We start from the raw sequence: 11,801 nt of genomic DNA on the forward strand, positions 1-11,801 counted from the left end.
CTTCAGTACAGGAAAAAGAGCACCGATGACGCAGTGACCAGTCCCATCGCCCGCTGAAAGGCGCGCCCGGGCATGACGTTGCGCAACACCAGTCCGAATAGTGCCCAAAGCGAATTGCAGGGAAAGAAAATTGCGCCCAGCGTAACGGCGAGAATGGCCGAGTCGGCGAAGAGGCGGCCGGTCAGCGGTAGAAAAGTCGAACATGCCGCGAGCGCGAGCAGCCAGATCTTCGGGTTGACGATTTGCAGCAGGGCCGCCTGCACGAAGCCGACGGGACGTTCGCTTGCTTCGGGTCCGTTCGTGCTGGCCGACGCGCTGTAGAGGCGCCAGGCCAGATAAAGAATATACGCGCCGCCCACGATCTTGAGTGCGACGTGCAGTTGCGGATGGCGGAGCAGCACGCCGCCCAGGCCGAGACCGACCACGAGAAACATCGCGATGACGCCGGCCGACACGCCAACCAGCGACGGCAGCGTGCGCCGATAGCCGAAGCGCGCGCAATTGGCCGTCATCATGAGATTGTTCGGCCCGGGTGACAGCGTGAGCGGAATGGAGAACAGCGCGATCTGTGCGAGCTGGACGAGCAACGATTGCATCAGCGAAGGCTTCCCGGTTTTGCGTGCTGCGCCGCGCGCGCCGCAAGTTGCGGCCTGCGCAGCAGATGATGGACAAGCTCGACGCGCAGGCCGCGATCACGCATGCGCCAGGTACGGCCCACGGGCGCCTGCGGCTCGCTGGGCCAGCGGCTGACGTCGGAATCGTGCAGCAGACAGGCGACGAGGCGATCGATCGCGCCACGCTCGGCGCGCGAATAGAGCGTTTCCGAACTGTCGCCGGGGAGATACTGCACGGCATGACGGAAGACGATATCGCCGGTGTCGAGCCCGCTTGCGACACGATGCACGGTCGTGCTGAGCTTGTCGAGATCGCCGTGGTGCAGTGCGAAGAAAAAGCAGTGATTGCCTTTGTATTCGGGTAGATGTCCGCCGTGAATATTGAGCACGCGCGCCGCGGGAATGGCGTCGAGCACCGCCGGGCCGATGCGTTTGGTACCCATCACGATGCAGGCGTCGCAGCGTTCCGCGCGCAACGCGTCGACGACCGACGCGTCGTTGATCGATTCGACTTCGACGTAGCTCACTCCGGCGTGCCGGCGCAGCTCGGTCCAGGTCGTGGGGGCATGTGCCCGTCGGAAATGGCGTCGGCGCATTGCGTCGTAGCCGAACAGGCGTCGCCGCAGAGCGTGGTAGTGCGTCCACAGCCAGGACCGATAGAGGCCGCGGCCTCGCAGGTGACGCGCCTGCGCACGCGAGGGCTCCACGATCACGCGCACCTTGCCGAACGCATCGAGCAGCGCGCCGGCGAGGTAGAGATGATGGGGGCCGTCCGAGCAGAGTACGGTGATGGAGGGCATCAGCTTGTCGTCCGGAAACGTTGTTCGAGCGCATCACGCGCGGCCGCGTGACGGGCGCGGTCGGCGAGGTGGGCGTGACGCGCGCTGCCTACGCGCGCGCCGATGCGCTCGAGATGACGTCGCGTGGTCGCGCCGGCAGGACCACCGCCGCTTGCGAGCCGCTCGGTGAGCGTACCGTGTTCCAGTGCGCGCTCGGCCTCGCCGATGGCCTGCGACGCGGCACGCAGGAGAGGATGGGCGTCGATCTCGGTGGAGGTGGCGGTGAGCGCCTGCGCTACCGCCCCATGTGCGTCTCGAAACGAAGCGTGGCCGTGCTGCACGAGCGTTTCCGCGGCAAGCGTCGCGCAGGCGCCGCTGCCGAGCAGCGCGGCGCGGGAAGCCTCCGCGTCGAAGCGGAGGCCATCGAGCGCGTAGGCGACGACGGTCAGCATGTCGAGCAGTTGCCGGGCGCTATCGACGACGCTTTCGAGCGCGGAGCGGCTCGCCTGATATGAATTGCCCGTGGGCAAATGCGAGAGCGACGAGATCACGCCGATCAACCGGCCGAGATTCTGCTCATGCGCGAGGCGAAGCCATTCGAGCAGCCACGGATTGCGCTTTTGCGGCATGTTCGACGAGCCGCCGTACATGCCGTCGGGCAACGTGGCGATGCCCACTTCCCGCATGGTCCACAATTGCAGATCGCACGCGATGCGATTGAGATTGCCGCTCGACTCCATCAGCAGCATCGCGCAGCGTTGCGCGAGGTTCTTGTCGCTGATTGCCGCGAGCGAATTGACCGGGCCGGCGTCGAAGCCGAGCAACGCAGCCGTGAGGGCGGTGTCGGTGACAAAGCTCGTGCCCGCGCCGGCGCAGGCCCCGAGCGGCGACGCATGCGATCGGGCGCGCAAGTCGGCCAGCGCGTCGAGCGTGCCGAGCACGATTTCGCACTGTGCCGCGAGATAGTGCGCGGCGGTGCCGGGCATGGCGGTCTGGTATTGACTGTAGATCGGCAGCGGCGTGTCGAGCGTCATGCTCGCGCGGCGCGCGGCGATCTCGACGAGCGCAATCGTCTTTTGCACGACGCAGGCAAGGACTTCGCGCAGCGTGAGCTGGAGATGGGTGCTGTTGATGTCGTTGCGTGAGCGCGCGGTCTGGATCATGCCGCCCGTTTCGCGTCCGCAGCGTGCGATTACGTAGTGTTCGTAGTCGAAATAGACGCCGCGTCCCGATGCATGCTCGCCCAGTTGCTGCGGATGGGCTTCCAGAGCAAGTACGGCGTCCTTGAGCGCGGCGAATTGCGGTTCGTCGAGCACGCGTTGCTCGCGCAGCATCGACAGATGGGCCTTCTCGATCACGAGCAGGCTGTCGAGGAGTTCGCCTAGACGCGCCGGCGCCGGCCGGACATCGTAGACGATCGCGTGGATCGTCTCCGCATCGGGCGGAACGTCGGTTTCGTCGGCGTAGAGAATGCGTGTGCGTTCGCGCAGCGCGGCAACGTTGCGAAATGCCGTGTCGGCATCGCGAGCCGTGGCAATCACGTAGCCCGCGCGATCCGAAAAGTCGAACTTGCCCGAATTGACGCCGGATGTCGCGAAGCGGCCGGCGTCTTGCGCGCCCGGCGGAAAATCGAGGCCCGCGTAGGGCCGCCCGATCTCGGGGATGATGAACGCGACCGAGCTGTGGAGCGGCGGCGACGGAACGACGAATTGGCTTTGTCCCGTCAGGTAGCTGCGAATATACAGATCGGTTATCGACCACCCGAACGCGCGTTCCATGAGACGCGGAATCATGCCGCCCGCGAGTCGCGCGTTGATCTCGATCAGCGTGACGGTCTCGCCGTCGATCTTGACTTCGGTGTGCGCGGGGCCGAAGCGATAGCCCACCGCGCTCAGCGCGCGCTGCACGGTGTCCGTGATGCGTGTTTCCGTCGCGACGTCGATGCCCGCCGGAAAAACGTGGCCGGTTTCCAGAAAATGCGGCGGCGGCGTCACATGCTTGCGCGTCACGCCAAGCACATGATGGCCGCGCGAATCGCTGAAGGTCTCGACCGAGTATTCGGTGCCTGCCACGAAACGCTGGCAGATCACCTCTCCCGAGAAACCGTGCGCGAACGTCTCCGCATCCTCGACCAGGCGTACGCCGATGCTGCCCGTGCCCCGCCGCGGCTTGACCACGACGGGATAGGCGAGTTCGTGCGCCTCGTCGACGCTGTGCACGGATCGCGTCGCCGGATAGGCGATGCCCGCCGCGCGCAGCGCGTCCTGCACGAGCAGCTTGTCGCGGCACAGCGCAACCGTTGCGGGGGCGTTGCCCGGCAGGCCGAGGTGCGTGGATAGACGCGCCGCCATTTCGATGCATGCGTCGCTCGTCGATGCCACGAGGCGAATCGCTTCGATACTCGCCAGTGATTCGCAGGTCGCCTCGAACGAGCCGGTATCGCATTCGATGACGCGTATCGCGCTGCTCAATTGCTCCACGAACGCGTAACGCGTGCGATCGCGCACGACGAAATAGACGTCATCGTAGAGCGCCGATGTCTCGAGCAGTTGATGGCCGAAACCGGTCGTGTTCGATTCCAGATAGACGATGGCCATGATTCAGCGATATTGATTGATGTCGGCTCGATTCCAATGCATCCATGCCCAATGCGAACCTGGCTCGAAGGCACGCGGCTGCTCGATGCGGACGGGCTTGATGGCGTCGAGCGCGGCATCGGCGAGGTCGCTGGCATAGGTTGTCTCGGCATAGCGAGAGCCGTCGTCCGGGCTGAGGAATGCGATCGGCTGGTTGGGGTAGCGCTGGCGCGCGTACCGGGCGACTGCATAGGCCGCACCCGTTGTCGGTCCGCGGAACTGCCCGGATTCGCGATAGAGCATGCGCGCGTAGTGGTCGGCGAGTTCGGCGCTTACCCAGTGGACGTCGTCGAACAGCGTGTGGCGCAGGTTCTTCGGCATGATCGTGTTGCCGAGGCCGCGCAGTTTGCGTGGTCCGTCGTGCTGACCGAACAGAACGCTGTTGAACGTGTCGACGCCGATCAATGCGACATCGGCGCCCATGTCGCGCAGCGCATGCGTCACACCGCAACTCGATCCGCCCGAGCCGACCGGCGCGACGAGGGTCAGGCGCGGACCGATCGCGTCATGCAATTCTCGCGCGATGTCGGCGTAAGCCCGCGCGTTGTCCTCGTTGTCGTATTGCCGGCACCAGAACGAGCCGGAGACACTGGCGAGAATGTCGTTCAGGCGGTCGAGGCGCGCCGTCTGATAACCCTGGCTACCTTTCTTGTCAGTGATGATCTCGACGCGGCCGCCGAGCATTTCGAGCTGGCGGCGGTACGACGGATCGATGGCAGGGTCGCCGATCGCGACGAACGGATGGCCGAGCCGGTTGCAGACCATCGCCATGCCCAGCGCAAAATTGCCGCTCGACGTTTCGACGACCGTCGCGCCCGGGCGCAGGTCGCCACGCGCATACGCGGTGCGGATGATGTAGTCGGCAGGGACGATCTTCATCGCCTTGAAGGCGATCATGTGCAACTGTGCGGCGATCGGAAAGAGTGTGGCATCCCGCATTGCATCGAGCGCAGATTCGTACTGAAGCATGAAATCGTCCTATGCGGTGGTGAATTGTCGGGTTTCGATGCCGCGCGCCGCAAGCTGTTCGATTGCATAGGCGGCTTGCATGGTGGCGCTCGTTCGTGTTGCGTCGAGCAGCAAGCCGATGCATGTGCCGGAATGCGTCGCCACGGTTCCAAGCGCGTCGATCTCGGCGCCGATCGATCGAAGTGCTTCGAAGTGCGGATGGGGATTGGTGGCCTGCGACAGTTCGCAACTGCGCGTGGCGATCGTGCCCATGGTGCGCACGTCGCCTTCGCGAATCGCGGCTTTCATGCGTGAGAGCAGCATGTCGTATTCGCCACGCGTCGTCGCCGGTATTTCGCGGCGCACGCGATTGAACTGCAATGTGTCGCATTCGCCGCCACGATCGACACTCAAGATCGCGAAGTGCGGCACCGCGCCGAGCTTTTCGTCGAGCATGACCTCGCGGTGATAGAACGAGACGATACCGTCGTACATCACGCCGTCCGTCGGCTCGATGAAGCGCAGGATCAGTTCGATGAGTTCCGGCGCGGCTTCGCGACAGTAACAGGCTGCCGCGGCACGAATGGCCGCTACCATGTCCGCCGACGAACTGGCGAGACCTTTGCCGACGGGCAGCGCGGAATCGAAATGGAGGATGCCGCCGGGCGGCAGTCCGAGTAGCTGAAGATAGTCCCGTACGGCGCGACAGGATTTGCTTTTGTGGTCCGCGCGGGCCGCGATGTGATCCGTCGGGCTTGGCTCGAATTCGACGACACTCCGCGTCGTGATCGGCAGCGTGACCAGAAAGTGCCGATTGTCCGGCAGCACGCCCTGCAGGAGCTCGCCGAACGTGCCACGACATTCTCCCCGGGCACGAACGGCGGTGTGCAGTTGTCCGACCGTGTCCCGCCGAATGGATGCACTGTCCATCGCCTCTCCTGAAATCCCTCTGGTTTCTTGCAAGCCGTAAACAGACAGCTTAAGAGTTGGGGCATGCGCCGGTCTTGCGCGTAGTTGCGCTCCACTTTCGAGAAATTGCCTACGGAGCGTTCCGCATGGAACGCAAAATGCGCGTGTACGTGTAGCGGCCCAAGAGGCCGGCGGAACAACGGAACCCGGCGGTTCCCGGGCTGGCGACGGCCTCGAACGCACCGGCGATGACGGCCTGCAAGCCTGCTCTCGCGGGTGATCTTGTCGGGCACGCCGGCGGAACATTTTGCGCTTGAGGGGGCGGGCGTTTCACGCCCGGCCGTACGGAAGCCGCGCCCGCGAACGGGGGCGGCTATCCGGTTGCGCGGCGGGGCAAGTTCCCGTCAGTGCACATTCCCGGCCCCGGCGCATGGGGCCTGTCGAAGGCGGCTCAGGGCCTGAGCAAGGCCGCCGACTGGAAGAACGTTTGCGCGCGCGGATCGCCGGCATACGCGACGTTGATGCGAATCCACGGGCATTTTTCGGCATTCGGCCGGAAGTATCTGCCGGGCGCGATCGTCACGCCGCGCGGCGCGCCATATTCGACCAGGCGTGTGGAATCGTCGATATGGGGCACGCGCGCCCAGACGAACGTACCGCCGACCGGCTTCTCGAACAGCTCCCAGCCGCAGCTCTCCAGCATCTGCACGGTCGAGCCGATCGCGTACTGGATGCGCAGGCGCAGCTTCTCGAGATACTTCCGATAGGTGCCGCGTTCGAGCATCGCTGCGGCGACCGCTTCGATGAAACGCGAACCGCCCAGGCTCGTCAGCATCTTGATGTCGGCCAGATCCTTGATCACCGACGGGGGAGCAAGCACGTAGCCGACCCTGAGCGACGACGACAGGGTTTTGGACAGCCCGCCGACATAGATCACGTGCTCGAGTTGGTCGAGCGTCGCGAGCCGGTCGGTCGGCGTCGCCTGGAAGTCGGCGTAGATATCGTCTTCGACGAGCGTGACGCCGTGTTCGCGCGCGAGTTGCAGCAGCCGGAACGCGACCTGCGGTGCGACGGTCGTGCCCGTCGGGTTGTGGAACACGGTGTTGACGAAGAAGAGCTTGGGGCGATGCTGCTTCAATTGCGCTTCCAGCACGTCGAGGTCGGGACCGATGCGCGTGCGCGGGATGCCGACCAGCTTGACGCCGTGCAGCTTGAGCAAGCCGAACAGGCTGTAATAGCCGGGGTCCTCGACGAACATCGTGTCGCCCGGCTTGAGCATGTAGCGCATCAGCAGATCAAGCCCCTGGCTGGCGCCCTGGGTCAGCAGAATCTGGGAGGGTTGCGCCTCGATACCCAACTGGGCGATGCGGTGCAGGAGATGCGCGCGCAGTCCCGGATAACCGTGCTGAGTCGCATAGTCGGCCAGATTGGCGCCCTCCATGCGCGATACGTGACGGATGGCGCGTCCGAGGCCGTCCTTGTCTCGCCAGATCTCGGGGATGAAGCCGCTGCCCAGTTTCAGCGATTCGCTCGGATGGTTGAGCTGTTCGAGGATGTGCTCGGATTCGTCTTCGGCACGACGTGGATCGTCCAGACCCAGTGCAGCCGCGACGTGCTGATGGTGATGGTTTGCCACGTAAAACCCGGAGCCGTGCCGGGATTCGACGTGCCCCAGTGCGACCAGACGGTCATAGGCTTCGATTACGGGGTAACGGCTGACCCCCTGGTCGGCAGCGAACCGTCTAATTGACGGCAGTTTCACACCGGCGCCGACCGGATGATTTTGTAACCAATGAACGACACCGTTGACGATTTGATCGGTAAGCGGAAGATTGCTGCCACGGTCAAGAACGAGATCGAGCTTCATGTCAAATACTCCTGAGCGGCCGCACGGGCCAGGTCGTCTGGGCAAGTGTTTCTTTTTTCCGCTGAACAGTTCCGACAAAACTATCACGAACTGTGCATGTTCGCACGAACCGCGCGTGGCAATAATCGTTCCGACAATAAAGCGCGGAGATTAAAAACACCCCGGTGCGGCGGCTTTGTGAATCGATCCGGTATTGGAGGGCTTTGAAGTCTTACGCGCACGAGGCGCCATTTTTGGTGTGGTAATTGATGTCGTGGTTGAATATAAGAACTCTAATTTCTGCGTGATAACTCGAGATTTTCATGGGGCCGTGCGATAGGGGCCCCGCTCGCGGCGCGAGCGGGGCGTCTGTCTTGTGCGATCGAGTCTGTTATCCAAATCCGACTGTTTCGTCTCGCAATGGCGGGGAGAGAATATGTTTAGCGTGAAGAATGAGGGGCAATATTCGCGTAATCTCGAGGAATATAATAATGACGGTTTTACTATTTTCAGAAACGTCATCGATCCCGAACTGATTGCCGAGGCGAGAGATCACTTGCTTTGGCTCCGCGAAAAGTTTCCCGAATTTCGTCCCGAGCATCTTCATCATCCCCTGATGCGCGATGATGCGTTTTGGGTTCGCCTGGTGACCGACAGTCGCTTGCTGGACATCGCCGAGCTTTTCCTTGGCCCCGACCTTGCCTGCTTTACGGCCCACTACATCTGCAAGCCGCCACTGGATGGCCAGGCGGTTCTCTGGCATCAGGACGGAGCCTACTGGAAACTGTCCCCCATGGCGGCAACCTCCTTGTGGCTTGCCGTCGACGAGAGCACTGCCGAGAATGGCTGCCTGCGGGTCGTTCCGGGCACCCATAAACTCCCGCTGCAAAAATTGGTGCTGCGGGACGATACGCCGAATTTGCTGATGTCGTCGATGGAGGACCGGCACGTCGATATCAACAACGCCGTGAACATCGAATTGCAGCCCGGCGATGTGTCCGTGCACCATCCGAATGTCATTCATGGTTCCGATCCGAACCGATCGTCCAAGCGTCGGTGCGGACTCGATATCGCCTTCATCGGTACTTCCACGGCGATCGAGAGTGAAGGTCTTTATCTGAATCCCATCCTGGTTCGCGGCGCGGCCGTGCCGGGCATCAACCAGTATCGCGCCTGGCCGTTGTTCGATGCCGGGACGTCAATGCAGTTCGCGGGCTGCGAGTCGTGGACGGACAAAAGTCAGGAGGTCAATGCCCGGCATCCTGAATTCGTGCCGTCGCGGCACGACGACGAACCGGTGCAGGAAATCGTGCGACGGATGCTGGCCCGGCTGAAAAGCGGAACGACAAAGGAGCTGCGCTCCGAAGTCTAGGGAATCGCTGATTAATAGGCCATCCTGCGAGGTTGTCGGCGGCGCTGGTACGGAATTTCCGGATGCCGAAGTGAAGCGTCGGCAATTCCGGTGAGTTTGGCCCGAGGGTGCGCCTCGTTTCTCGCATTCTTCACGCACATAACGGACTGCTCCCATGAACGGATCGCAACAGGTTTCGCGCGATCACCAGATTCGCCAAGGCGAACAGGCTGAACAGTTGCGCGGTGTTCTTCGCCAGTCCCTTGTAGCGGACTTTGCGATGGCGGAACAGATTCTTGACGACATGAAACGGGTGCTCGACTCGCGCACGAATCTGCGCCTTGGTTCGCTCGAATGCGATCATCAGATCCTTCAGCGCCCCGTCCTGCATCGCCTTGATCCTTCCGCGCTTGGCCGCCACCCGCCATTTCACCGACTTGCCCTTCATTTCGTCGCGCTTATCCACGCCGATATAGCCCGCGTCGCCGAACGCTTCTCGCTCGTGACCGTGCAACAGCGCGTGCGCTTGCGAAACGTCCGACACGTTGGCCGACGTGCTGACCACACTGTGAACCAGCCCCGAATCGGCATCGACGCCGATGTGCGCCTTCATGCCGAAATGCCACTCGTTGCCCTTCTTCGTTTGATGCATGTCCGGATCGCGACGCTTCTCGGCGTTCTTGGTCGACGGCGGCGCTTCGATGATCGTCGCATCGACCAGCGTGCCTTCCTTCATCATCAGCCCGCGTTCGCACAGCGAGATGCCAATCTCGTCGAACAGCTTGCGCGTCAGGTCATGTTCGAAAAGCAGGCGCCGGAACTTCAGCAGCGTGGTCGCATCCGGCACGTTCTCGACGGCCAGATCAATCCCGGCAAACGCTCGCATCGCGATGCTGTCGTACAGCGCATCCTCCAGCCCTTCGTCCGACAGGCTGTACCACTGCTGCAGGAAGTAGATTCGCAGCATCCGCTCCAGACCAATCGGCGGGCGGCCGCGAGCTCCCTTCGGGTAGTACGGCTCGATTGCCGCCAGCAACCGCGACCATGGCACGAGCTTCTCCATCTCGTCCAGAAAACGCTGACGCCGGGTCACGCGCTTCTTGCCCATGCTTTCCGCTTCCGCAAAGCTCACTTGCCGTTTCATCGTCTTGGGTTCGTTCCGTGAACTATCTTCTACAACGTCCCCGGCTGCGTCAGCGATGACCGCCGTGCCGGATAAATCAGTGTTTCCCTAGTTCTTCACGCGCAGCGTGGATTTCTCTGGCGACATGCGCGACGCGCAATGCTTTCTCGTCACGTTTCCGGATGGCATAACAATAAGGAACACCGATGTCTGCTGTTTCCGACCTCACGCCACAAATGCAGGGTTATGTCGGCGATTTCATGGACCCGGACAACCTTGGCTGGTTGCCTTATGTCATGTATTTTCATCCGGCCAATTTCAAGACCGACATCGTATCGACGGACGGATCGGGGTTTCGCTATACCGAGGCTCGAAACAAACGGCATTCCGCGACCACATTGGATCGGTCGGAGCCGGTGCGCTTGCTGGTCGGAAGTTCCACGGTATTCGGGACGGGCGCGACTGCCGATCGTCATACGCTGTCGTCGCGATTGACCGAAAACGATCCCCGGCCCGAGCCGTGGGTCAATTTCGGCGGCCGGGCTTTCAACTCGATGCAGGAGCTGTTCCAGTTTCTGCTTTACCGTCACCAATTGCCTCCGATCAAGGAGGTGGTGATTTTCTCGGGACTCAACGATCTCGTGCTGTCGGGTTTGCCGTCGCATTTGCGCGGCGAACATGGCGGGTTTTTCTTCAGCCAGCAATTTTTTGATCGCCTGACGGGCAAGAAGCCGTCGGGGCTGACGACGTGGTTCAGGAAAGAGGTCAGGGAGGCCAAGCCGGATGACATCCTCCCGGTCGATGCGCAGATCGCCTATACGGCGGACCTGATACTTCGGCACCTGGACTCGTGGCGGATGCTGTGCCAGGCGATCGGTGCCCGGCTGTCCTACGTGCTTCAGCCGCTGGCGAACTGGGTCCGCCCTCGCGGCTCGGTCGAAGAGCAGGCAATTTTCGCGGAGCTCGATAGCCAGGGTTCGTTCAGGGAGACATACCGTGACGTCTGTTCCGTGACGACCCACAAGGCATTCCTGGAGCGCTTGCAGCCGGGCATGACGGAAATGGGCGTCAATTTCGTGGATTTCACTTCGGTGCTGGCGAAGTCGGCTGGGCCCGACCAGTGGCTCTTTGTCGATCGCATTCACTTGACCGACGAGGGTTCCGACGTGGTCGCGAAACTTCTTCTTCGAGAATTGAACAACGGAGATCAAACATGAAAAGGGTGTGGAATTTCATTCTCGGGGCATTGGGGATCAAAAAGAAGAAGAGTGGAAAACAGAAGGATGCGTCCATTTATCCCATGTTTTGATGGGGGATGGTTTTGTTCGTGACGCGAGCCTCCTGTCGCGGGCCGGGATGAGGATGATCCTGCCTCGAACGGCCGAGGGCCCTTCGAAAGGGCGCGCCTGGGCGCGCTTCATGATCGCGCGTCGGCGACGTCGGACATGAGCAAGGCGTGCGCGGGCGGCGTGATCGACGGGAATTGACGTGTCGCGACGCAATCCCGCAAACAGACGAATTGAGAAGACGCACCATGATCCAGCCGAACCTTTGGTCAGATTCACCGTGCCCGGCATGACCGACCGGAATCCGTC

At 62.3% G+C, this 11,801-nt stretch carries 9 protein-coding genes; 2 read left to right on the plus strand and 7 right to left on the minus strand.

Annotated elements, in window-relative coordinates; translation table 11 throughout:
* Positions 1-2 precede the first annotated feature (2 nt).
* From ACFIMZ_RS24770 to ACFIMZ_RS24795, 6 genes are all read right to left on the minus strand, one after another.
* Entirely contained in the window at positions 3-596 is a 594-nt protein-coding gene (locus tag ACFIMZ_RS24770; RefSeq protein ID WP_431824924.1) for a LysE family translocator, read from the minus strand.
* Complete coding sequence (locus ACFIMZ_RS24775; protein ID WP_431824925.1) at positions 596-1,414, minus strand: formyl transferase; 819 nt, start codon at positions 1,412-1,414, stop codon at positions 596-598. Before ACFIMZ_RS24775 ends, ACFIMZ_RS24770 begins: the two co-directional genes overlap by 1 nt.
* Positions 1,414-3,990 carry a lyase family protein gene (locus ACFIMZ_RS24780; protein WP_431824926.1) on the minus strand — a complete coding sequence of 859 codons (2,577 nt, stop codon included), beginning with the start codon at positions 3,988-3,990 and terminating at the stop codon, positions 1,414-1,416. Before ACFIMZ_RS24780 ends, ACFIMZ_RS24775 begins: the two co-directional genes overlap by 1 nt.
* Before the next feature lie 3 nt (positions 3,991-3,993).
* A complete protein-coding gene (locus ACFIMZ_RS24785) occupies positions 3,994-4,998 on the minus strand; it encodes a PLP-dependent cysteine synthase family protein (RefSeq protein WP_431824927.1) in 1,005 nt (334 codons plus the stop codon).
* 9 nt (positions 4,999-5,007) lie between these two features.
* The gene (locus ACFIMZ_RS24790; protein ID WP_431824928.1) at positions 5,008-5,907 is read right to left on the minus strand and encodes a GHMP kinase; all 900 of its coding nucleotides are present in this window, start codon (positions 5,905-5,907) and stop codon (positions 5,008-5,010) included.
* A 430-nt stretch (positions 5,908-6,337) separates the two neighbouring features.
* Positions 6,338-7,753 carry a PLP-dependent aminotransferase family protein gene (locus ACFIMZ_RS24795; RefSeq protein ID WP_431824929.1) on the minus strand — a complete coding sequence of 472 codons (1,416 nt, stop codon included), beginning with the start codon at positions 7,751-7,753 and terminating at the stop codon, positions 6,338-6,340.
* A 415-nt stretch (positions 7,754-8,168) separates the two neighbouring features.
* Here ACFIMZ_RS24795 and ACFIMZ_RS24800 point away from each other — a divergent pair, with 415 nt between their 5' ends.
* Positions 8,169-9,104, plus strand: coding sequence for a phytanoyl-CoA dioxygenase family protein (locus ACFIMZ_RS24800; protein ID WP_431824930.1), 936 nt, complete (start codon positions 8,169-8,171; stop codon positions 9,102-9,104).
* Positions 9,105-9,234: 130 nt separating this feature from the next.
* On the opposite strand, the gene ACFIMZ_RS24805 is transcribed toward ACFIMZ_RS24800, so the two are convergent.
* Positions 9,235-10,227, minus strand: coding sequence for an IS5 family transposase (locus ACFIMZ_RS24805; RefSeq protein WP_431819405.1), 993 nt, complete (start codon positions 10,225-10,227; stop codon positions 9,235-9,237).
* 185 nt (positions 10,228-10,412) lie between these two features.
* On the opposite strand from ACFIMZ_RS24805, the gene ACFIMZ_RS24810 reads away from it, so the two are divergent.
* Positions 10,413-11,423, plus strand: a complete 1,011-nt coding sequence (locus ACFIMZ_RS24810; protein ID WP_431824931.1) for a hypothetical protein — start codon at positions 10,413-10,415, stop codon at positions 11,421-11,423.
* The last annotated feature ends 378 nt before the right edge of the window (positions 11,424-11,801 follow it).

The organism is Burkholderia sp. F1, from assembly GCF_050813845.1.
Lineage (GTDB): Bacteria > Pseudomonadota > Gammaproteobacteria > Burkholderiales > Burkholderiaceae > Burkholderia > Burkholderia ubonensis.

Coding starts and splice junctions, on each gene's coding strand:
- ACFIMZ_RS24805 (WP_431819405.1), bottom strand. CDS start 10,227: ATGAAACGGCAAGTGAGCTTTGCGGAAGCGGAAAGCATGGGCAAGAAG.
- ACFIMZ_RS24775 (WP_431824925.1), bottom strand. CDS start 1,414: ATGCCCTCCATCACCGTACTCTGCTCGGACGGCCCCCATCATCTCTAC.
- ACFIMZ_RS24800 (WP_431824930.1), top strand. CDS start 8,169: ATGTTTAGCGTGAAGAATGAGGGGCAATATTCGCGTAATCTCGAGGAA.
- ACFIMZ_RS24790 (WP_431824928.1), bottom strand. CDS start 5,907: ATGGACAGTGCATCCATTCGGCGGGACACGGTCGGACAACTGCACACC.
- ACFIMZ_RS24810 (WP_431824931.1), top strand. CDS start 10,413: ATGTCTGCTGTTTCCGACCTCACGCCACAAATGCAGGGTTATGTCGGC.
- ACFIMZ_RS24780 (WP_431824926.1), bottom strand. CDS start 3,990: ATGGCCATCGTCTATCTGGAATCGAACACGACCGGTTTCGGCCATCAA.
- ACFIMZ_RS24795 (WP_431824929.1), bottom strand. CDS start 7,753: ATGAAGCTCGATCTCGTTCTTGACCGTGGCAGCAATCTTCCGCTTACC.
- ACFIMZ_RS24785 (WP_431824927.1), bottom strand. CDS start 4,998: ATGCTTCAGTACGAATCTGCGCTCGATGCAATGCGGGATGCCACACTC.
- ACFIMZ_RS24770 (WP_431824924.1), bottom strand. CDS start 596: ATGCAATCGTTGCTCGTCCAGCTCGCACAGATCGCGCTGTTCTCCATT.